We start from the raw sequence: 23500 nt of genomic DNA on the forward strand, positions 1-23500 counted from the left end.
ATTATAGGTCGTCAGAAATATTTTTGAGTTTCTCTGTATTATCGACGAGTTTTAACTCATTGATTATTTTCTCTAAGTCCCCGTTTATGATATTATCGAGATCATAAAGCGTGAGGTTTATCCTATGATCGGTAACTCGACTTTGTGAATAATTATAAGTTCTAATTTTAGCACTTCGGTCACCACTAGTCACCATAGAGCCTCGCTTTTCAGCATCTTCAGCTTGCTTTTTGGCCAGCTCCATTTCATACAGTCTAGACCTTAAAACCCTAAAAGCTTTCTCTTTATTTTTATGTTGTGACTTTTGATCTTGACATTGAGCTACAATTCCAGTAGGTTCGTGAGTAAGTCTTACTGCGGAGTAAGTTGTGTTTACAGACTGCCCTCCTGGTCCAGAAGAACAAAAATAGTCTACTCTTACCTCTTTTGGATTGACCTCAATATCAAATTCTTCAGCTTCAGGAAAAACCATTACTGTTGCAGCACTAGTGTGGACACGACCTTGAGTTTCAGTTTGTGGTACACGTTGAACTCGGTGAACACCGGCTTCATATTTTAATGTTCCATACACGTCAACCCCCGAGACTTCAAATTGGATTTCTTTGTATCCTCCATTGGTCCCTTCATTATAATCTACAACATCTACTTTCCAGCCTTTATGTTCGCAGTATTTGGTTAACATTCTAAAAATATCTCCTGCAAAAATACTAGCTTCATCACCCCCTGCTCCTGCTCTTACTTCTACTACGGCATTCTTTGCATCTTCTGGGTCTTTAGGAATAAGCATCATACGTATCTTCTCTTCTAGCTTAGGCAATTCAACTTTGGCCTCGTCATATTGAAGTTTTGCCATTTCCACCATTTCAGCATCAGACTCGTTTGAAATAATATCATTGGCTTCCTTAAGGTTATCGGTGAGTTCTACATAAACCTCACGCTCATCCATAATAGCTTTGAGGTCTTTATACTCTTTTGATAGTTCTATATACCGCTTTTGATTGGACATGATATCAGGCTGAATGATCAAATCACTCACCTCGTCAAATCTTTGTTTTATAAAGTTTAGTTTATCTAGCATAAGGTTTTAATGTATCGCAAATTTAGGGTATTTGAGGGGATTTTTTTTAACAGAAGCCGTCATAAAAATCAATTAATCTAAGACTATAGATTAAAGCTGTAGAGCGATTCCTATGCCAAGCTGCTGCTTAAGCTGAATTCTAGAACCACCTACAACTATAGTACCATCAGTAGCCTCCTCTCTAATTTTGATATCATCGTCGTATCTAATATGAGCACCTATAGTAGCACGCATGAAATTATTGATTTTAAAATTGAAAACTAGCTCCCAATCTATATCTATATTACCAAAATTATTGATGTAATCTGAATATAGACTTATCCTGTTTACGATAACCGCACTCTCAAAAATTTTTTGCTCAAATTCATTGGTGACTAGTATACCAAACTCATTCCTAGAGGTCTTCCCCTCTCTTATAATGTTTCCATCACTATCCCTAACTGCACTTCTTACACCAAACGCACCATCATTGGCTAATCGCTGATTTAAAACAAAGGTGGATTTTTGGGTGATTGGAGATAAATAAAGTTCAAAGCTCTCGTCGGGTTGAGCATACTTGGCTCCAATACCAAGGAAAATATAGCCTGGCGCCATAAATTCCGAGATGGAAACCTCAGTATCTGGATAATTAAAACCTCTTGAAACTTGAGTTTTATAACTAAATTTACCTGAATAAAACCAATTAGAATTTTTAGAAACTTCATAACCAAAAGAAGAAATAAGTTCCAAATCGTCCTCCGTTTTTATTAACTCCTGACCTTCTTGCTGGTTAATTCCATATCTAAACCGAAATTGATTATCCCATCTAAACCCCTTATTCCTATAAGTTCTTACTGTATTCATTCCGTACATTCCAGATATAGAGTTTGTTCCTCCTGCATTCCAATTTACAAAAGCTACTTCGCTTACATCTAACGTAAATTCATTCACTTGCTCCCAAAAGCTCGTTCTACCATTTCGAGGAATCAATTGATTATAGGTAAATACATAGTTACCCGAGACATCGAAACTAGTATTGATTAAAGGCATAGGCCCATTAGGATCCAGAGTTTCACCAACAGATTCGATCTTCTGGATCTCACCAAAGGATTGCCCAAAACTTTTCGAAATAAATAATGAGAGTAAAAAAAGGAGTAGAACTCTTTTCATTTTATTTATGAGTATTCAAAATGGCCATAAACTGAAGAGATTAAAAGAGATTTTGATTCTGAAGCTTCTACTCTCCCTACAATTTTAGCATCTACATTAAAGGACTTAGAAATATCTACAATCTCCTGAGCTATGGATTCATCAACATAAAATTCCATCCTATGCCCCATATTAAAAACCTGGTACATTTCTTTCCAATCGGTTTGACTTTCATCTTGTATAAGCTTGAATAACGGAGGAAGTTCAAACATATTATCCTTGATTATGCGAAGGTTCTCTATAAAATGAAGGATTTTTGTTTGTGCTCCTCCACTACAGTGAACCATTCCATCAATGGAAGCCCTTCCCAATTTTGCAAACACCTTTTTTACAATAGGTGCATAAGTCCGAGTAGGAGACAAAATCATTTTTCCAACATCTGGAAGATCTTCTGAGATTTTTTCGGTTAATCTTTTAGAGCCAGAGTAGATCAGGTCTTTTGGAACTTTAGGATCGAAAGACTCTGGGTAAGTTTCAGATAAGTAATTAGCTAAGACGTCATGCCTAGCTGAAGTAAGTCCATTACTACCCATACCGCCATTATATTCTGTTTCATAAGAGGCTTGTCCGCTAGAGGAAAGCCCAACAATAACATTACCCGCCTTTATATTAGCATTATCGATTACCTCATCTCTTCTTAACCTTGCTGTTACGGTAGAATCTACAATAATTGTTCTCACTAAATCACCTACATCTGCAGTTTCGCCTCCTGTAGTATGAATAGAAATACCATGATCTCTCAAATCTTCAACAATAGATTCAGTACCGTTGATGATTTCAGCAATAACATCTCCAGAGATTACATTTTTATTTCTACCAATAGTGGAAGAGACTAAAATATTATCTGTAGCTCCAACACATAGCAGATCATCAACATTCATAATAAGGGCATCTTGAGCAATTCCCTTCCAAACCTTAAGGTCTCCTGTTTCCTTCCAATACAAGTAGGCTAGAGATGATTTTGTACCAGCCCCATCGGCGTGCATCACGACACAATGGTCTTGGCTTCCCGCAAGATAATCTGGTATGATTTTACAAAATGACATTGGAAACAGGCCTTTGTCAATATTTTCTATAGCTTTATGAACATCTTCTTTTTGAGAAGAGACTCCACGCTTGGCATATCTTGCTTGATCACTCATTTTAGGAAATTTGTTGCAAATTTATAAAAAATAAACCCAGTGTTATTAGATATCTAACACTGGGTTTAAAAAAAAGTTTATCTCCTCTTATTTAGTAAATAAGAGCTCTCTATATTTTGTCAATGGCCAAATTTCATCATCAACCAAAAGCTCTAACTTATCACAATGGTAACGAATATCATCAAAATAAGGCTTCACATTATCACAGTAAGCAAAAGCCTTTTCAGTTGGATCTTCTATGAGATTTGCTTGTTTTCTTGCATTTATCATTTGGTCTACTTCTTCATTGATTTTTTCAATATGTTCTGAAATAGCTTCAATAATATTCATCTGTTGTTTTGCTTGACCCTTAAAGTTAGATCCGTAAATCTCTTTTAAGCCCTTCACATTCTCGATAAGGATATTTTGATACTTAATAGCTGTAGGAATAATGTGGTTCCTTGCAATATCCCCCAAGACCCGTCCTTCTATCTGAATGTGTTTTGAATAATCCTCGATTTCAATTTCATATCTAGCTTTGACTTCGATCTCATTCATGATATTTAATCCACCAAATAAATCAATAGCCTTTTTAGAGATTTTAGCTTTTAAGGCTTCAGGAGTGGTTCTATGGTTACTTAAACCTCTTTTTCCTGCTTCTTTTTGCCAAGCATCTCCATATCCATCACCCTCGAAGCGAATCTTTTTAGAAGATTTAATATACTCTCTGAGAACATTGAAAATAGCATCGTCTTTTTTCATTTTCTTATCAGAGATAAGACCATCGACTTCAACTTTAAATTCTATCAATTGTTTAGCGACAATAGCGTTTAGAACTGTCATTGGATCTGCGCAATTTGCTGTAGAACCCACCGCTCTCAATTCAAATTTATTTCCTGTAAAAGCAAAAGGAGAAGTTCTGTTTCTGTCTGTGTTATCAAGAAGTATCTCTGGTATCTTTCCTACAACATTTAACTTAAGTTCTGTTTTTTCTTCTGGCGACAATTTACCATTTGTTACTTTTTCCAGTTCATCAAGTACTTTTGTAAGTTGAGAGCCTATAAAAACCGACATCACAGCAGGTGGAGCTTCGTTAGCTCCTAACCTATGATCGTTGGATGCTGAAGCTATTGTTGCTCTTATAAGTTCCTCGTTTTCATAAAATGCTTTAATTGTATTTATAAAAAAAGTAAGAAACCTCATGTTTTTCATAGGGGTTTTACCTGGACTCAATAAATTTGAACCGGAATCGGTTGCTAAAGACCAGTTGTTATGTTTTCCGCTCCCGTTAACTCCCTGAAATGGTTTTTCATGGAAAAGAACTTTAAAGTAATGACGTTCTGCAACTTTGTCCATGACGTCCATCAATAAGGAGTTATGGTCTACAGCTAAGTTGACTTCTTCAAAAATAGGCGCCAATTCAAATTGATTTGGTGCTACTTCGTTATGCCTTGTTTTTACAGGGATCCCTAGAAGCATACATTCTCTTTCCAAATCTCTCATATAATTGAGCACGCGACTCGGAATAGATCCAAAATAGTGATCATCCAATTGCTGGCCCTTTGCTGGAGAGTGACCAAGAAGTGTTCTACCAGACATCATCAAGTCTGGTCTTGTGGAAGCTAAGGCAGAATCTACTAAAAAATACTCTTGCTCCCAGCCTAATGTCGTTATGACTTTACTGACTTTTTTATCAAAGTACCTCACGACATCTGTGGCTGCTTTATCTAAAGCAGAAACCGAACGCAATAAAGGTGTTTTATAATCTAAAGCTTCTCCCGTGTAGGACACGAATATTGTTGGAATACATAAAGTTGGACCCCAAACAAATGCTGGAGATGAAGGATCCCAAGCAGTATATCCTCTAGCTTCAAAAGTATTTCTAATTCCTCCGTTTGGTAAACTAGAAGCATCTGGTTCTTGTTGAACTAATTGAGAACCGCTAAATTTTTCCATAGCACCACCATCCTCTGTGGTTTCAAAAAAAGCGTCATGCTTTTCAGCTGTAGAACCCGTAAGTGGCTGAAACCAGTGTGTATAATGTGTAGCTCCTTTTGAAATCGCCCACTCTTTCATACCCGCAGAAATATTTTCTGCAAGTAACCGGTCTATTTTTTGACCATTCTCGGTAGCGTTTTTTAGGCTTTCATAAGCATCTTTAGTTAAATACTGACGCATTGCCTTTTGATTAAAGACGTTTCTACCAAACATATCTGAACGTCTCTCGTCCTCTTGAATCTTAACAGGAGTTCTATGAAGTGTTTCTTTTAATGCATTGAATCTTAAAATAGCCATAATACGTTTTTGATTTTTACGCACCAAAAGTAATTAATTTTCAATTACCATATCAAAAATAAGGGGGGTAATCTCTTAAACTAATTAAAACCATCACGTACCCCTTGTTTTTTATTAAGAACGAAAGGCTAGTAGAATAAATAAAATGTAGGCTAAAAATAGTATAACACCTTTATATCTAGAAATAACTTTTTTTGGTGGTATAAAAATCAAGGGGACAAGAATAAGTGAAAAGCCTATCATCCAAAAAATATCATTGGTCAGAACTTCTTCAGACTGAAGAAAAATAGGCTGAATTATCGCAGTAAGCCCAATAACAGAACCAATATTGAAGATATTGGACCCTATTAGGTTTCCTAATGATAAACCTTTTTCCTGCTTTAAAGCAGCAATTACGGAAGCTGCAAGCTCTGGTACGCTTGTCCCAATTGCAATCATGGTTACCGAGATGACTCTTTCACTTACTTCATAAGATTCAGCTATACCTACTGCACCATCTACAAGCCATTCTGATCCAAAATAAAGCCCAGCAGCTCCAATAAGCAACCACAATATAATTTTAAATCCAGAGGTCTGTTCTAGGCTTGGATCGACTTCACTTTCGGATTTAGCGCCTTTTGTTGTTGCTTTTTTAATGAGTACCCCTAGGAAAACTATAATAACTAGAAGAAGAGCCCCTCCTTCTAGTCTTGAAATATTCTTTTCAGTATATAAAAAGAGATACATCATTCCTGTTAAGATCATCATGACCGGCCAATTGAACTTTATAAAGTCAGTGTCGGTATCCATAGACGAAATGATAGCAGTCAACCCCAATACCAAACCGATGTTTGCAATATTTGAGCCAATGACATTCCCAAGGGAGATATCAGAATAGCCGGACAACGCAGCTTGCAAACTCACTAATAACTCAGGAGATGATGTAGCAAAAGAGACTACAGTGAGTCCAATTATCATTTTTGAAATGTTGAATTTAAAAGACAAAGCAACAGATGACCTCACTAAAAACTCCCCACCAATTACCAAAAGGATTAATCCTATTATCACTAAAAAAATGTCCATTGAAAATATTTTTTAGCGAAAATAAGATTTTGTAAGATATGCTCTAGAAAAAATAGTTTTGATATTATGAAATTTATAAATCAAACGTGAGCGTAAGCATATAATTATTAAAAACACTTTGAACCTGTGCTTCTTGAGAAAAATCAGTTTGATACAAAATATTTTGTCTGTCTTGTTCCATACGTTGATAAGATAGATCTAAAGTCGTATTCCCTAAAGAAAAGCCTAAACCAAACGAATATCCAACCGTATCGTCCAAAAGTGCCTTATTATTATATGGACTCTCTTGTAGGAAGTATCCTGCACGAAGGCTAGTATTAAGAATCCTATATTCCCCACCAAAATTGTAAGTAGCAGCGCCTGTTAGCAGGTTTGTAATATCTTGATTTTGAATATCAAAACCGTCGGAAGTAAATTCCATAGCGGAAAAATCTTTATAGCTATAGTCGAAGCTAAGTAAGCCCGAAACTCCAAAAACATAAGCTGTGCTTAAAGACACACGTCCTGGTGTTTTAAAATTGTAATCTGGATAAATATTTATCACATTTGGATCTACGATGGCTACATCTTGACGAGCGCTAAGCGTTTCTAATCTTTGTGAAAGCTCATCAGAAATGTTCATCCAAGTAGGCGTGTCGTAAGTGAATCCTAGCCTCCACCCCTCAGTAACTTTAAATATCCCTCCTACTTGTAGGGAAATTCCGCTCCCACGAGTTCTCAATTCATTATCAAAAAATATATCATTAATTCCTGTGGACTCTGAATTAAATTCATCGAGACGAGTTAATCTTCTGTAGTCCAAAAAGTGAATATTAAAGTTAACTCCTAGATGAATTCTATCGCCGATCTGACCTCCACCGTTAAGGGTATATTTACCAGAATTACCTCTGGTTTGTTCAAAATAGTTTTGACTAAAATTATTACCAAAAACGTTAGACAAATAACTTGTATTTTGAGAATCTAGTGGATCTTCTGCATTGATTAAAAAAGCTTCATAACCTAAAAAAGCCTGCTGGGCGCCAAACCCTTCATCCTCGCCTAAAAACTGATAAAGTTCAGCGACGCTCTCTCCAGATCTAGGTGTTAATAAATCCAAGGGAACTCCCTGTGCTCTATTCAAAAAATAATCTGAAATACTTTCAGAATTATTCCCTTGAAATCTCAACTCATCATCAAAAGTATTGGTTCTATTATAAGAAAATCCTAAGGTTAGTTTATCAAACACTGCATTCTCATTATTGGTTTCAAATACGAATACAGCTCCAATTTGATTTAAATCAAAATCAGTCTCACTAGTAGAACTGAGGATTGAATTATTTCCGTAGAAGGAATCATTATTAATTGATGTAAAATCTACAGACCCTGAAAATTTATTAGTTAAAAAAACAGCGGAACTTGCAGGGTTGATATTGATAGCTGAGATATCTCCTCCCAAAGCCCCAAAAGCTCCACCCATAGCTGTATATCTAGCGGTTCCATTTACTTCCTGAGTGGAAAATCTAAGAGCATCTGTGATATCTTGAGCCATTATACTGAAACTCAAAAGCATAAAAAGGACTAAAAAATATTTCATCATTGATTGTTTTTGAATTTTACATTATCTTCTTCCACCTCGACCACCAGAGCTTCTGCCCCCACTACTTCTTCCTCCAGAACTTCTGGATGAACCGGAGCTTCTCACACCAGAACTTCTAGATGAACCCGAGCTTCTATTTACTCCAGAACTTCGAGAAGAATTTCCTGAGGATCTTACACTTCTATCTGATGTAGATCTAGAGGATGAGTTCCTATACGTAGAGCTTCGTCCTGCATTCACATTATTTGAGTTTCGGATTCCAACTCTAGAATAATTGGAAGAGCTTCTAGCCCCTACATTTCTAGGGTTGTTCACTCTATTAGAATATCTAGAAGAATTGGATCTAGAAATTCTGCCTACGTTAGACCTGTTGGACGATGCTCTAGTCACATTGGATCTCGATCTACTTGAATTTGCTCGAGAGATATTAGATCTATTATTAGCATAATTACTTCTAGATAAGTTCCGTGATCTTGAGTTACCTCTATAAGAGTTGGCATAGCCATAGTTTCTACCATAAAAGCCGCCAAAACCGCCAAAGAAAGGATTACCAAAGCCAGGGCCATAAAAACCACCAAAACCTCCATAGAAACCCCCGAAGAAAGGATTACCGAAGCCAAAACCTGGGCCGTAAAATCCTCCCCATCCTCCTCCAAATCCACCGAATCCTCCTCCAAAAAAAGGGTTTCCAAAACCAAAACCTCCCATACCCATTCCGTTAAATCCGTTGTCGATGTAATTTATAGTTACAGATGAAGGATTGGTTCCCCAACCTGCATTATTTTCGTTATAAATAGGCTCTTCATAATATCGCTCTTCCTTAGGGTAAGTTATGGTATCTGAGGAATAATTATCTATGTCTGTAAAAACTTCATTGTTGGAGTTCCTAGCTTCAGATATCATCTGACCTTGATCAGAAAAAAATTTTGAATATGTATCAGATGTATTTTGCGTAACATTTGATGGATTAATTCTTTTTTGTTGTAAATTCTCATTAGAAACTGACCTTCTAGTCTCTGAAGGGACGCTAGATCCATAAATTCCGTCACTAGAAGAATTTACATTTCTATAAGACGAACACGAAGTCAAGAAAACCACAGATAGCATTCCTAATAAAAATGGGCTAAAAAATTTGCTTGATTGTATCATAACTTGCGGTTTTTGTAATTTCTATTATCAAATTTAGTTAGTTTTGCGCTAACTATTATAACTATTAACACGGGTGCAACATTTGTGCCAAATGAAATAAAATGGGAAAAAGCCTAACACGAAGAGAAGAAGATTATTCTAAATGGTATAATGAATTGGTTGTAAAAGCTGATCTCGCAGAAAATTCTGCAGTGAGAGGTTGCATGACGATAAAACCATACGGATATGCCATATGGGAAAAAATACAAGCTGAACTGGACTCTAAGTTTAAAGATACTGGTCACGAGAATGCATATTTCCCTCTTTTCGTCCCTAAATCTTTATTTGAGGCTGAAGAAAAAAATGCTGAAGGTTTTGCAAAAGAATGTGCAGTTGTAACCCATTATAGATTACAAAGTGACCCAGATCGTCCTGGAAAATTAAGAGTAGATCCAGAAGCTAAACTAGATGAAGAGTTAGTTGTAAGACCTACTTCTGAGGCCGTTATTTGGAATACGTTTAAAGGTTGGATACAATCTTACAGAGATTTACCTTTAAAAATCAATCAATGGGCTAATGTTGTAAGATGGGAAATGAGAACTCGTTTATTTTTAAGAACGACAGAGTTTCTTTGGCAGGAAGGTCATACAGCTCATGCTACCAAAACAGAAGCTGTTGAAGAAGCTGAACTCATCAATAATCTTTATGCAAATTTTGTTGAAAAATTTATGGCGATACCAGTCATACAGGGAATAAAGTCTGAAAGTGAAAAATTTGCCGGTGCTGAGGAAACGTATTGTATAGAAGCCTTGATGCAAGATGGAAAAGCTTTACAAGCAGGAACTTCTCATTTTTTAGGTGAAAATTTTGCAAAAGCTTTTAATGTGAAATTCACTTCAGATCAAGGCAAACAAGAATATGTATGGGCAACAAGCTGGGGAGTTTCAACACGTCTTATGGGGGCTTTGGTCATGACCCACTCCGATGATAAAGGGCTGGTGTTACCTCCCAACTTAGCACCTATCCAAGTCGTTATCGTCCCTATTTTCAAAAATGAAGAGCAATTAGAACTCGTTAGCGAAAAGGCAAATCTCATAGCAAATGATCTTAAATCAAAAGGAGTTCGAGTGAAATTTGATAACAGAACGACGCATAAACCAGGCTGGAAATTTGCTGAATATGAATTAAAAGGTATTCCGTTAAGAATAGCTATTGGACCTAAAGATTTAGAAAAAGGAACTGTAGAACTGGCCAGAAGAGATACATTATCCAAAACTTTTGAAAATCAGGAAGGTTTAACAGTGGTTATAGAAAATCTTTTGAAAGATATTCAACACGATTTATTTTCTAAAGCTGAGACTTTTAGAGACGATCATATCACTAAAGTAGATACTTTTGAAGAGTTTAAAGATGTTTTAAATTCTAAAGGAGGTTTCCTCTTTGCCCATTGGGATGGGACTTCGGAGACCGAAGAGAAGATTAAAGGACTGACTAAAGCTACCATTAGATGTATTCCTCTAGAGCAAACAAAAGAGACTGGAAAGTGTGTGTTTTCAGGAAAAGAATCCAAGCAACGCGTTTTATTTGCAAAAGCTTATTAATTTTCAGGAAAAATATTTGTTCAATTTAAATAATTAGTTATTTTTGCACTCGCTAAATTAAGGTCCGTTCGTCTAGGGGTTAGGACGCCAGGTTTTCATCCTGGTAACAGGGGTTCGATTCCCCTACGGACTACAACATAAGTTCATTAATCATTATTAACGCGGTCCGTTCGTCTAGGGGTTAGGACGCCAGGTTTTCATCCTGGTAACAGGGGTTCGATTCCCCTACGGACTACTATTAAAATTTTATATTTAAAATTATGGCTAATCATAAATCAGCATTAAAAAGAATAAGAAGCAACGAAGCTAAGCGACTAAGAAATCGCTATCAACACAAAACAGCTCGTAATGCTATCAAAAGATTAAAATCTACAGAAGATAAATCTGAGGCGACCAAAAGTCTTCCACAAATCATGTCTATGATTGATAAATTGGCAAAAAAGAATATTATTCACAATAATAAAGCATCCAATTTAAAATCACAGTTAACCAAACATGTTACTGCAATGTAGTACTTGTTATCAAAAAGTTTAGTGGCCTCTATTCGAAGAGGCCATTTTTTTTATCAAATTTTTTATTAATAATGAGTCTAAATAAATATAGATATCTAAATTTGTAAAAAAAGAGATATGAAGAATTATTTTTATGCTATAATCATGATAGCTTTTGTTTTTGGTTGTAAATCAGAACCAAAAGAAGAGAAAGTTGAAGAACTTACCGTTTATACACATAGACATTATGAATCGGACCAGGCGCTTTTTAAACTTTTTGAAAAGCAAAATGACATTAAATTAAATGTAGTCAACGCAAGTGCAGACGAACTTATCCAAAAAATGAAATTGGAAGGGAAACAGTCTCCTGCAGATGTTCTTATTACTGTAGACGCTGGAAGATTGTACAGAGCTAAGTCCGAAGGTTTACTTCAACCTATTTCAAATTCACTTATTGACTCTATCGTCCCAGCCAACTTGAGAGATACAGATAAACAATGGGTTGGTCTTACCAAAAGAGCAAGAGTGATAGTGTATTCCAAAGACAGAGTCGATCCAAATGATTTATCAACTTACGAAGATTTGACATCTGAAAAGTGGAAAAATAAAATTCTGGTGAGAAGTTCTTCTAACATTTATAATCAATCCCTTTTAGCCTCTCTAATATCGAATCGTGGTAAAGATTTTGCGGAAAATTGGTCTACTGGTTTGGTTGATAATATGGCTAGATCACCAAAAGGGAATGACAGAGATCAAGTGAAGGCCGTGGCTAATAACGAAGGAGACCTTGCCATAGTAAATACCTACTATATAGGAAAATTATTAAACTCTGAAGATGAGGGTGAACTAGAAGCTGGAAATAGTGTAGGTATATTTTTTCCCAACCAAGATACATCAGGAACTCATGTTAATGTAAGTGGTATTGGTGTTGCTAAGTACGCTCCTCATAAAGAAAATGCAATAAAATTTATAGAGTTCCTTCTGCAGGAAGAAGCTCAAAAAATATTCGCAGGATCAAATTATGAATACCCTATCAATGGAAATGTTGAACCAGCAAAAATTCTTAAAAACTGGGGAATTTTTAAAGAAGATACTCTTCAATTGAATGAATTAGGAGAAAATAATAAAGAAGCTGTCATTATATTTGATAAAGTAGGTTGGAAATAAATAGCCCTTGAAAATAACTGACAGATTTTATAAATTTAAAAGAGACCTTAATCAATGGTCTCTTTTCTTGGTTTTGATAGTTGCAGCAGTAGCTATTCCCATATTAACGGTCATCTTTAAACTTTTTGATGGACCAGGCGAAAGCTGGACACATATTGTAGATTATGTCCTTGTAGATTATTTAATAAACTCATTTGTACTTTCCCTTTTATGCTCTGTATTCGTTATCGTTTTTGGAGTGACAACTGCTTGGTTGGTCTCTAGGTTTGAATTTCCATTTAGAAAACAATTAGAATGGTTATTGATATTACCACTTTCAATACCCGCTTATATAATGGCTTACTCTTATGCTGGAATATTTGGTTATTCTGGACCATTGTCTTCCGCAGTTGAACTATTGGGTATTGAAAACTTCAATATTGACTTCATGAACATATATGGCTTGTCCTTTGTCTTAAGTATATCTTTATTTCCTTATGTCTACGTAAGTAGCAGAACTTTTTTCTTAGCACAAGCAACCAATTTACTTGAAGCCTCAAGAATGCTGGGAATTACTGAATTTAAATCATTTTTTAAATTAATTCTTCCCTTAGCTCGCCCTGCCATTATTGCTGGATTGGTTTTAGTATTAATGGAAGTTTTAAATGATTATGGAGCTGCAAGCTATTATGGAGTCAGTACGTTTACCACAGGCATTTTTAGATCCTGGTTTTCTCTTGGAGAACCTGAAACAGCCATCTATTTGTCAGCTATACTTTTGGTCATCGTCTTTGGACTCATCATTTTTGAAAAATGGCAAAGACGACACATAAAGTTCACCTCGGCTAAAACCTCAAAACAACAGCACAATTCAAGAATAAAACCCACAAAAAGAAAACAAATAGTCTTTAGCCTTATATGCCTTTTACCTGTTTTTATGGGGTTTTTTCTTCCTGTAACACAATTGCTTTTCTGGGTTTCACAAACCTTTACAAAGGTATGGAGTATAGATTTTATCGGAATAACCTTACAGAGTTTCGGTATCGCTTTCTTGACTTCTTTAATGACTGTTTTGATCGCCCTCCTCCTCTTATTCTTCTCTAAATGGAATAAAATTAGTTTTTTAAAAACCACATCAAAACTGGGCGTTATGGGGTATGCCATACCGGGAACTATTATCGCTATCGGTGTCCTAATTCCAAGTATTTATTTAGATAAATGGCTTATTGAGCAAGGAATTACGTCTAAACTAGTCTTGAATGCGACTCTTATCGCCTTGGTATATGCTTACGTGGTAAGATTCTTAGCTGTTGCTTATCAACCTCTAGAATCCTCAAGTCTAAAAATTGATAAAAGCTTATCCGATTCCTCCAAAGTTTTGGGTAAAGGAAACTTTAGAACTTTTTTTAAAATAGAATTCCCTCTTATAAGAGCGGGTTTACTCAGTGCATTCATTTTAGTATTTATAGATATCTTAAAAGAGCTACCTTTAACCCTTATAATGAAGCCTTACAATGTAAATACCCTAGCCGTAAAAGCTTTTGAATATGCGAGCGATGAAATGGTTAGATCTGCTGCTCTTCCATCTCTTTTAATAATATTAACGGCTTTAATCCCCGCTATTTTTTTAAATAAATTACTTTTGAAGAATGCAAACAACTCTTACCATAAAAAACCTCACTAAATCCTTCGATCAAGGGAAGGTGAAAGCTTTGGACAATGTTAACTTTTTTGTCAACAAAGGAGATATCTGTGCAGTTGTTGGTGAAAGTGGGAGTGGAAAAACAACCTTAATTCGACTAATTGCAGGATTAGAAGAATTGGATTCTGGTGAAATTCATATTGAAAATAAACTGGTGGCCTCGATAAAGAAAAACATAGCTCCAGAGAAGAGAGATGTAGGTATGGTCTTCCAAGAATATGCTCTTTTTCCACATCTTTCAGTTCTGGAAAATGTTGTTTATGGGATTAAAACGTCTAAAGCTAAGAAAGAAACGGCTTTAGATACCTTAGAACTCGTTGGTCTGAAAGGCTATGAAAAACGCTATCCACATGAATTATCTGGAGGACAACAACAGCGAGTAGCCCTAGCTAGGGCCCTAGCGCCGAAGCCTTCTGTTTTAATATTGGACGAGCCCTTTAGCAATCTAGATTCTATGATGAGGTACCGCTTAAGAAATGAGGTTTTTAATATTATTAAAAAAACAGGGGTCACTGCAATTTTCGTTACACATGATACTCAGGACGCGCTAGCAGTTGCTGATGAGATTTTGATTTTACAAAATGGTAAATTGGTACAAAAGGACGAGGCTTCTGAATTGTATAAAAAACCGCAATCTATCTATGTCGCCTCACTATTTGGAAATACCATTCAGCTTAATAAGGGACTACAAATTGCTTTTAAATGTCCCTTAAAAGAAGATTGTTGCCATGCGATAAGAAATGAAAATCTTACAGTCAATAAGGACTGTGACTATGTTTCTGAAGCTGAGATTTTAAAGAGAACTTTTCTTGGCACTCATTCTCAATTGCTCCTAAAGTTAGACAATGGTGAGCATTTAACGGTAGTCACTAATGAGTCTGTTCTGGGAAAAACCATTAAAGTTGGTTTTAATTCAAAGGACGTGTTAGCTTTCGACGAATAATACCACCTCAAACCGCTCTGGTCTTGGACCAATTAAACTCATGTCTCCGATAAGGACATTGGAGTGTCTTCCTTTGGTGTATTCATTAATAAGTAAAAAAGAAACTGATTTTATCTGACATTTGGATGTTATACCAAATTAAATTTATAATGTCGTATAAATAAATTGAATTATTTTTTGACTAATTGAAGTTAAAAATAATTAGCATAGCCTTAGTTACGGTAATTATTTTTAATAAAAAGCAGGCGAAAAAGAAATGATTTATTGCGACATTATAGGTTTAAATTGGTATTAGTTAGGTTTAGTCTGCTAACTTTTGGAATTAAACTAGTTACCAATTACTTTTCTTACATACTCCTCTTCTATCTCTGTCTTCAGAATTCTTTGTCCTAGTGATTTTAAATGTTGCTTTGAATCTGAAATAACGAATTTTAAAACAAAAAGCCCACACAATATTTAAAAGTGTGGGGGTTGAAGTTTAAAAATTTTGAAAGAGTATTTATTCTTTCTTCACAATCAATCTTTCCTTATGTCTAAATAAAACGGTGCTATCATTTTCAATAGGTTTATAAATGACCATTCCAGCTGCAACTTTATTATTATTTCCTATTTTTATTCCTGGAATTGTACAGGCATTTGTCCCGATTAAATTCCCATTTCCAATACTTGTATTACCAGAGATCGCTACTTGTGGACTGATGAAATTGTAATCTCCCATTTTCGTATCATGCCCTATTGTACATCTTGAATTTAGCATATTATAGGCACCTATTTCAGCTTTAGCACCAACAGAAGCGTTATGAGAGATAACAGTTGTATGATGGATAACACACGAAGGTGATATTATAGCTGTGGGATGAATAAGTCCTCTAAATCTAGCACCCTCAGACACTAATGTTTCAATGATTTTTTTTCTATACTCTAAGTTTGCAATGCCCATTAGGTATTTGGCATCCTCTAGGACTTTGTGATCCTTAATCCCTCCCAAATAAGGTTCTGAAAATCCATAATGTTCATAAGTTGATTTATCATCATCAATATAACCTATGACTTCAATTCGATCTGCTGGCCTTGCATTATTATTATGGTTAATATAGTCCCTTAATTCTGCGGCATGTCCACCTGAGCCTACAATGATTATTCTGTCCATATTTTTATGTTTTTGAGATTAATTTTTATTTTATAAGTTAGCAACGGGTAATTAGTTTAGGGTGAGCAAGCTCACTGGTTTAGTTGAGGACTACGTCTTCTGTTTAGAGCGAACGAGTTCGCTAGTTTACTTGTGCCTTTTAGTATTTAAATACTAGCCTATGGCTAAATTCATAAACCAACAAAGTAAACTGTGCCTAAACAAGTAGCGCAAGCTACCTACTAAACTCCTAAACCAACAACGAAGATATGTTTAAATAAACAGCGCCAATTGCTGACTAAACATTTTGCGATAGCGACGAGTAAGCGGTTTAGAAGTTGAATCGCCAACAAGTTGACAGTTTAGTTGAAGACTACGTTTTCTGTTTTGAGCGAACGAGTTCGCTAGTTCAGGAGTTGATTTTGGGTGAACGAGGTCTCTAAAACGCAAGCAACCTACTAAACTGCTAAACCAACAACGAAGTTGTGCCTGAACAAGTAGCGTAAACTACTCACTAAACATTTTACGATAGCAAAACGCTAAACAAACAGCGTAGCTGTTGACTAAACTACTGCGCAGTATAACCACCATCCAGCACAATTTCAGTTCCAGTCACCCATCTTGATGCATCAGAAAGTAAATAGGCACAGGCATTAGCTACATCTTCTGGCTCTCCAAAGCCTAGCGGATATTTACTTAAGGTTGATTTTAATAATTCTTCATTCTTTTTATAGGTTGCAGAGGCCGTCATCGGCGTATTTACGATTCCTGGCGCAACAGAGTTGACTCTAATTCCTTTTGTTGCCAATTCAATTGCCATAGATTTTACCCCGGCAGAGACTGCCCCTTTACTAATAGCATAAAGTGTTTTTGCTTTTTCGCCATGTGTTGCCATAATAGAACTTATAAAAACTATACTCCCCCCTGTTTTATTCATCTTTTTAAGCATCAATTTGCTTAAGTAAAACGCCGCATGAACATTGATTTTCAAAAGACCATCAAGTTTTTCTGGTTTAAACAATTTAAATGGGAAAGTAGACGTAACACCAGCAGCATTGACTAAACCATGAATTGCCCCTGAACTTTCTAAAAAAGGTTTTAATATCTGTTCTAATACTTCAAAATCTGACAAGTCAACGACTAAACACTTATGGGCCCCCAAAGATAATTTGGATTTAACCTCTTCTAAACGTACCTCATTACGACCCAATAAAAGCAAAGTTGCGCCTAATTGATCACAAACAATCGCCGTTGCTTCACCAATTCCAGATGAAGCACCGCTGATTAAAATTGTTCGTCCTTTAAGTGTAAATGGGGTATTCATTCAACTTCTATGATCTCTGAAATTTTTATATTACTTACAGGCAAACATGCTGATGCCCATGACATTCCTACACCAAATCCACATAAAAATAGTTGTTTTTCACCTTCCAACTTATGTCTAAGTTGATCGACAATAGTAATGGGTATAGACACAGAAGAGGTGTTACCATATTTAGCTATTGTTGAAGGAACCTTTATTAAATCTAATTTTAATTTCTTAGCTAAGTAGTCATTCATGAACTTATTGGCTTGATGAAAGATTAAATAATCAAAATCATCTATGCTTTTGCCTGCAAACTTTAAAGTCTCTTTAATGTTCTTGGGGATTTCTCTCAGCACAAAATTAAACACATCTGCACCATTCATATATCCATGCTCATCTGTCCGGATATTACCATGTTCATCAACTACTTTTTCCTTAATTGTTTCAGCCGAACTTGGATTTCTGTAGCCACCAGCATCTATTTTTATCAGATCTGATTTTGAACCGTCAGAATTCAATGAAAAATAACTTTTTCCAATTCCTGCCTGTTTTTCAATAATGGCGGCCACTGCAGCATCTCCAAAAATGAAACCAGTTTTTCTGTCTTTAGGATGATAAACCTTGGAACGGGTTTCGCCATCCAATAAAAGCACTTTTCTTACGCCTGGCATTTGAGCATAAGCATAAGCTGTAGATAGACCGTATATAAAACCTGAGCAACCTAAACTAATGTCAAATGCCGCTGTAGATTTTGGTAAACCCAACCGATGTTGCAAATTTATAGAGGTTGCAGGCATTCTGTAATCAGGGGTTTGAGAAACAAATAAAAGTATATCAATTTCAGATTTTTCTATTTTCAAATCATCCATTAATTTTTTTGCAGCTGCAAAGCAAAGGTCTGAAGATGTCATGCCCTCTGGTACAAAGCGCCTCTCTTCTACTCCTGTTTTGTCAACAATCTCACCAACAGTATCTTTATCGAAATGGGCTGTATAGTTTCTATTCACTATAGTGTGCTTTGGCACAGCCCCGGACATCCCTAGTATGGATACATCCTTAAATTGTAAATTAGCCATCAGCTTGAACTTTGGTTTGAACTTTATCGTATAAATCTTGAACTGTAGTCATGTTCTCAAATTCGTCATCACTAATTTCTATTTCAAAATGTTCGTCGAGTAATGCAATAAGAGACAATCTAGACATAGAGTCCCAAGTGTCAAAATCTGACATAACATCATTCATTTCAACATTGTCTTCTTCAATTTCTAAGGCTTCTTTAAATGCATCTAGGAATTTTTCTTTCATAATCTAAGATTTGTAATGGTAAATTTAATGGTTTTTTTGGAGTTGAATACTTTGTGGTTTATTTAGTTGCAAATTCGTGTTTGCTGGTTTAGTTTGGGCAGCAAGCTGCCTGTTTAGTTGAGGACTACGTCCTCTGTTTAGACGCGAACGAGTTCGCTAGTTTAGTTTGGGCAGCAAGCTGCCTGTTTAGTTGAGGACTACGTCCTCTGTTTAGACGCGAACGAGTTCGCTAGTTTAGTTTGGGCAGCAAGCTGCCTGTTTAGTTGAGGACTGCGTCCTCTGTTTAGAGCGAACGAGTTTGCTAGTTTAATTGTGCATTTTATTATTCAAATACTAGCCTATGGCTAAATTCATGAACCAAAAAAGTAAGCTGTGTCCAAACAAGTAGTTTAAGCGACACACTAAACTCCTGAACCAACAGCGAAACTGCGTCTAAACAAGTAGTGCAAGCGACACACTAAACTCCTGAACCAAAAGAGTAAATTGTGTGCAAATAAGTAGCGCAAGCGACACACTAAACTCCTAAATCAAAAGCGTAAGCTGTGTTTAAACAATTTGCAACAGCAAACCACTAAACTATATCCTTAAACTTTTGGTTAAGGCGTCCAACATGGCTAATATTTCATCGATTCTTACTCTGCTTTCTTGGAGGTCTTTGTTTTTGATGTAACATAATTCTTCCGCTATTAAAAGTTGGTTCAACACTTCAATCATTGAACTGTAAGATATGATATAGAAACGTCTTTGGTCTTTTGGTGTTTTCCTCGAAGATCCTTCTGCAATATTTGAACTCACTGAAACACTTGCTCTTCTTAATTGTGAGACCAAACCATACTTTTCTTCTCTAGGGAAAGTTTCAGTCAATTTGTAGAGGTGAATTACCCATTGTTTAGATTTTTGCCACACTTTGAGCTTTTCGAAACTGTAGGTTTTCATTTATGTTGAGTTGGCAACGAGTTGCTGGTTTAGTTAAAGACTCTGTTTTTTGTTTAGACGCGAACGAATTCGCTAGTTTAGGAGTTGAGTTTGAAGCAAGCTCCTTGTTTAGTTGAGGACCGCGCCCTCTGTTTAGAGCGAACAAGTTCGCTATTTTAGGAGTTGGGTTTGAAGCAAGCTCCTTATTTAGTTGAGGACTTTGTCTTCTGTTTAGACGCGAACGAGTTCGCTAGTTTAATTGTGTATTCAATTATTTTATTCTTTAGCCTATAGCAAAATTTATGAACCAAGTAAGCTGTGCCTAAACAAGTAGCACAGTCTACAGACTAAACTCCCAAAGCAAAAGCGTAAGCTGTGTAAAAACAAGTAGCGCGAGCTACTCACTGAACTCCTAAACCAAAAGCGTAAGCTGTCTCCAAACATGTAGCACGAGCTACTCACTGAACTCCTAAACCAAAAACAAAGCTGTCTCCAAACAAGTAGCGTTAGCTTCTGACTAAACTCCTAAACTGTGTCAAAACAAGTAGCGTTAGCTTCTGACTAAACTCCTAAACTGTGTCAAAAAATAGCCTTAGCTTCTGAATGAACTTCTAAACCAACTGCGCAGCTTTGTAAAAACAAGCAACACCAGTTGCTGACTAAGCGGTTTACCAAAAGCAAACCACTAAACTTTAGTTCCTGTAAAAGGCTTAGTCGTTGCTTGCCCTTGGGTGTTGATACCTTCAGATTTTATAACTTTGTATACCGTTTTAAATAAAATTTTAAGATCCAACATAAAGCTTTGATGTTTGACGTACCATACATCAAGTTTGAATTTTTCTTCCCAAGAAATTGCATTTCTGCCATTGACCTGTGCCCAACCTGTGATGCCTGGTTTAACTATATGTCTTTGTTTCTGGAAATCATTATACATTGGTAAATAACGAACCAACAATGGTCGTGGCCCTACTAAACTCATGTCGCCTTTGAGGACATTGATCAATTGTGGGATTTCATCTAAAGACGTTTTGCGTACAAATTTACCCACCCCGGTTAAGCGTTCAGCATCAGGCAACAAATTCCCTCCTGCGTCTTTTTTATCATTCATGGTTTTAAACTTAATGACTTTAAAAATGCGTTCGTTTTTCCCTGGTCTAGACTGAAAAAAAAAGGGTTTACCTGAATTAGCAAGCATTAAAGAAAACGTAACCAGCAAAAAAATTGGACTTAACACTAGTAAGCCAACTAGTGCAAAGAGAAAATCGAATACGGTTTTTAAAATATATTTATACATAGTTACCAAACATAAGCCTTAGCATTCTCTTTTGTGAAATTTTTACTCGCGTTAAAACTATTTTCTCTAAAAGATTTGAGTAATTGTTTGTCTGAGGCAAGTTGAATTATCTGATCTGATAGTTCTTTTATGTCATTACCAGAAGAAACTAAACCACAATTATTTGACATTATTAATTGAGCTAATGCAGAATTACTGGAACAAATACCAAGAATAGGATTACCCACAGATAAAATATTAAATGTTTTACTCGGTATACTTAAATTACTAGCGGCATCATCTAAGGTAACGACATTTAAATCTGCTGCAAATAAGTTATGTGGCAAAAATTCTATTGGTTGCCATGGAAGTGAATGGACATGATCAAATTTATAGTGTTCTATGAGATGGTCTATTTGTTTTTTCTTTGCACCTTCACCAATAATGATGATGTTAAATAAATCACCTTTCAAAAAGTGTCCTAACTCAATGATTTTTTCAACAGGATGAGTCATCCCTAAATTACCAGAATAAACAATATTAAACTTTGAGAGTCCAGATGTCTTTTTTAAAATTTTGTTCTCGCTTTTAGTAATTTCTTTAAAATCTTTTTCGTCGCTCCACAAAGGCACTATTTCAATCTTAGCATTATCATCAACATATTGTGAAACTAAATCTTTCATTCCACTAGTTAGTGTAAAGATTTTATTTGCGCTAGAAAACATTTTGATGTTTAATCGAGACCAAAACCTATATATAAAGCTTGTTTCTTTCACATACTGATACTGTTTCAAGGCATCAGGATAAATATCATAGATCACGACATCGTAAGAGCAACCTAATGCCCAAGGAACAAAAACGCTAAAAGGCGGATTAGTAATTGCGACGATGTGCGCTTTTCTATAGTTGAATAGAACAATGAAAAGCATTTGAAATGAAGCAACAAACCAGGTAAGTAAGCGAGTAAATAAATTCTTACGATTGTACTTAACAGTTTTGTGCCATTTCACAGACTTAGGGAGTAAGGATGATCTTTCTACAATTGACCCCGCAACAATACTACATTTATCAAATTTTTCAGCATAAGCTTCCAGCATATCGATTTGAAGATAGCCAGAAGCCTGATCTAAAATAACAACTGTTTTATTTTGCTTGAGCATGTGCCATGACTTGTTTTTCGATCCAAGCATAAGTTTGCTTCATCCCATCTATCAACGGTTTAGAAACTTCCCAGCCCATCTTTTCCTTGTAGAGCTTATTATCAGAGTTCCTCCCCATAACACCAATGGGACATTCAAAACCATACTTAGTAACAAATTCTTGACCATGGATGTTACCAATAGATAATTTTTTATTTGAAATATCTATAGCCATTTCGGCAAGTTGATTAATAGACACCATTTCTTCAGAACCAATATTAACAGGCCCCTTAAAAGTATCTTGACGCATAAATCTTAACATGGCTTCCACGCAGTCATCTATGTAGAGAAAAGAACGTGTTTGCTTGCCTGTTCCCCAGACTTCAATGCTTTCTCCTTCAGGAGTTTCAGCTACTTTTCTACACATCGCTGCTGGTGCTTTCTCCTTTCCACCTTCCCAAGTTCCCATAGGACCAAAGATATTGTGAAAGCGAGCTACCCTAACATCTAAGTTATAATTACGATTAAAGGCAAGAAATAAACGTTCAGAAAACAACTTTTCCCATCCGTATTCAGAATCTGGATTTGCAGGATATGCCGATGATTCCTCACAATTGGGGTTGTTTGGATCTAATTGGTTGTGTTCAGGATACATACAAGCTGATGACGAATAAAAAATACGCTTCACATTTTGTTTGCTAGCTTCATAAGATACGTTTAGGTTTATAAGAGCGGAGTTATGCATGACGTTTGCGTCGTTATCTCCAGTAAAGATATAACCTGCTCCTCCCATATCAGCTGCGAGCTGATATACCTCATCAAAGCCATTATTTTTAGGGGATTTCATAAGCTTATTAACCAAATCAGGATCTCTCAAATCACCTTGTACATATTCATCACAGATAAGATCATGATCCCAAAACTCATGAGCTTCTTTTATATCTACAACTCTCACCCAAAAGCCCTCTTTCTTTAAACGGTAGGCTAAATGGCCACCTATAAAACCACCTCCTCCTAATACTAATGCATTTTTCATAATTATATATTTAAATTGTACTTTTTATTCTTATTTATATCATGATTTTTAAGAATGAAATCCTTT

At 35.9% G+C, this 23500-nt stretch carries 20 protein-coding genes and 2 tRNA genes; 7 read left to right on the plus strand and 15 right to left on the minus strand.

Annotated features, from left to right (window positions below):
* Position 1: 1 nt before the first annotated feature.
* The 7 genes from prfA to CXF67_RS06120 form a co-directional block, all read right to left on the minus strand.
* Positions 2-1078, minus strand: coding sequence for a peptide chain release factor 1 (gene prfA, locus CXF67_RS06090; RefSeq protein WP_102087940.1), 1077 nt, complete (start codon positions 1076-1078; stop codon positions 2-4).
* 90 nt (positions 1079-1168) lie between these two features.
* Positions 1169-2227, minus strand: coding sequence for a DUF3078 domain-containing protein (locus CXF67_RS06095; RefSeq protein ID WP_102087941.1), 1059 nt, complete (start codon positions 2225-2227; stop codon positions 1169-1171).
* A 5-nt stretch (positions 2228-2232) separates the two neighbouring features.
* The gene (locus tag CXF67_RS06100; RefSeq protein ID WP_102087942.1) at positions 2233-3408 is read right to left on the minus strand and encodes an AIR synthase related protein; all 1176 of its coding nucleotides are present in this window, start codon (positions 3406-3408) and stop codon (positions 2233-2235) included.
* An 87-nt stretch (positions 3409-3495) separates the two neighbouring features.
* A complete protein-coding gene (locus tag CXF67_RS06105; RefSeq protein WP_102087943.1) occupies positions 3496-5682 on the minus strand; it encodes a glutamine synthetase III family protein in 2187 nt (728 codons plus the stop codon).
* A 114-nt stretch (positions 5683-5796) separates the two neighbouring features.
* Positions 5797-6744, minus strand: coding sequence for a calcium/sodium antiporter (locus CXF67_RS06110; RefSeq protein WP_102087944.1), 948 nt, complete (start codon positions 6742-6744; stop codon positions 5797-5799).
* Positions 6745-6817: 73 nt separating this feature from the next.
* The gene (locus tag CXF67_RS06115) at positions 6818-8317 is read right to left on the minus strand and encodes an OmpP1/FadL family transporter (RefSeq protein WP_180957908.1); all 1500 of its coding nucleotides are present in this window, start codon (positions 8315-8317) and stop codon (positions 6818-6820) included.
* 24 nt (positions 8318-8341) lie between these two features.
* Complete coding sequence (locus tag CXF67_RS06120) at positions 8342-9469, minus strand: hypothetical protein (protein WP_102087946.1); 1128 nt, start codon at positions 9467-9469, stop codon at positions 8342-8344.
* A 101-nt stretch (positions 9470-9570) separates the two neighbouring features.
* On the opposite strand from CXF67_RS06120, the gene proS reads away from it, so the two are divergent.
* From proS to CXF67_RS06155, 7 genes are all read left to right on the plus strand, one after another.
* The gene (gene proS, locus CXF67_RS06125; protein ID WP_102087947.1) at positions 9571-11049 is read left to right on the plus strand and encodes a proline--tRNA ligase; all 1479 of its coding nucleotides are present in this window, start codon (positions 9571-9573) and stop codon (positions 11047-11049) included.
* A gap of 61 nt (positions 11050-11110) precedes the next feature.
* Positions 11111-11182, plus strand: a tRNA-Glu gene (locus tag CXF67_RS06130).
* Between the two features lie 30 nt (positions 11183-11212).
* Positions 11213-11284, plus strand: a tRNA-Glu gene (locus CXF67_RS06135).
* Positions 11285-11309: 25 nt separating this feature from the next.
* Complete coding sequence (gene rpsT, locus CXF67_RS06140; protein WP_102087948.1) at positions 11310-11561, plus strand: 30S ribosomal protein S20; 252 nt, start codon at positions 11310-11312, stop codon at positions 11559-11561.
* A gap of 117 nt (positions 11562-11678) precedes the next feature.
* Entirely contained in the window at positions 11679-12707 is a 1029-nt protein-coding gene (locus CXF67_RS06145; protein ID WP_102087949.1) for a Fe(3+) ABC transporter substrate-binding protein, read from the plus strand.
* Between the two features lie 7 nt (positions 12708-12714).
* Positions 12715-14370: an ABC transporter permease gene (locus tag CXF67_RS06150; RefSeq protein ID WP_102087950.1), complete on the plus strand. Its 1656-nt coding sequence runs from the start codon at positions 12715-12717 to the stop codon at positions 14368-14370.
* On the plus strand, positions 14336-15331 hold the full coding sequence (locus CXF67_RS06155) for an ABC transporter ATP-binding protein (protein ID WP_102087951.1): 996 nt from the start codon (positions 14336-14338) through the stop codon (positions 15329-15331). The genes CXF67_RS06150 and CXF67_RS06155 overlap by 35 nt, the downstream gene beginning before the upstream one ends.
* Positions 15332-15830: 499 nt before the next feature.
* On the opposite strand, the gene CXF67_RS06160 is transcribed toward CXF67_RS06155, so the two are convergent.
* From CXF67_RS06160 to CXF67_RS06195, 8 genes are all read right to left on the minus strand, one after another.
* Positions 15831-16481 (minus strand): acetyltransferase, encoded by a 651-nt coding sequence (locus tag CXF67_RS06160; protein WP_102087952.1) that lies wholly within the window; start codon positions 16479-16481, stop codon positions 15831-15833.
* A 547-nt stretch (positions 16482-17028) separates the two neighbouring features.
* On the minus strand, positions 17029-17784 hold the full coding sequence (locus CXF67_RS06165; RefSeq protein ID WP_102087953.1) for an SDR family NAD(P)-dependent oxidoreductase: 756 nt from the start codon (positions 17782-17784) through the stop codon (positions 17029-17031).
* Positions 17781-18842 carry a 3-oxoacyl-ACP synthase III family protein gene (locus tag CXF67_RS06170; protein ID WP_102087954.1) on the minus strand — a complete coding sequence of 354 codons (1062 nt, stop codon included), beginning with the start codon at positions 18840-18842 and terminating at the stop codon, positions 17781-17783. The genes CXF67_RS06165 and CXF67_RS06170 overlap by 4 nt, the downstream gene beginning before the upstream one ends.
* Positions 18835-19071, minus strand: coding sequence for an acyl carrier protein (locus CXF67_RS06175; protein ID WP_102087955.1), 237 nt, complete (start codon positions 19069-19071; stop codon positions 18835-18837). Before CXF67_RS06175 ends, CXF67_RS06170 begins: the two co-directional genes overlap by 8 nt.
* Positions 19072-19647: 576 nt before the next feature.
* Complete coding sequence (locus CXF67_RS06180) at positions 19648-20007, minus strand: four helix bundle protein (protein WP_102087956.1); 360 nt, start codon at positions 20005-20007, stop codon at positions 19648-19650.
* A 664-nt stretch (positions 20008-20671) separates the two neighbouring features.
* Positions 20672-21280, minus strand: a complete 609-nt coding sequence (locus CXF67_RS06185) for a sugar transferase (protein ID WP_102087957.1) — start codon at positions 21278-21280, stop codon at positions 20672-20674.
* Between the two features lie 2 nt (positions 21281-21282).
* Complete coding sequence (locus tag CXF67_RS06190; RefSeq protein ID WP_180957909.1) at positions 21283-22419, minus strand: glycosyltransferase family 4 protein; 1137 nt, start codon at positions 22417-22419, stop codon at positions 21283-21285.
* Positions 22403-23434 (minus strand): NAD-dependent epimerase/dehydratase family protein, encoded by a 1032-nt coding sequence (locus tag CXF67_RS06195; RefSeq protein WP_102087959.1) that lies wholly within the window; start codon positions 23432-23434, stop codon positions 22403-22405. The genes CXF67_RS06190 and CXF67_RS06195 overlap by 17 nt, the downstream gene beginning before the upstream one ends.
* Positions 23435-23500: the final 66 nt, after the last annotated feature.

The organism is Psychroflexus sp. MES1-P1E, assembly GCF_002836055.1.
Lineage (GTDB): Bacteria > Bacteroidota > Bacteroidia > Flavobacteriales > Flavobacteriaceae > Psychroflexus.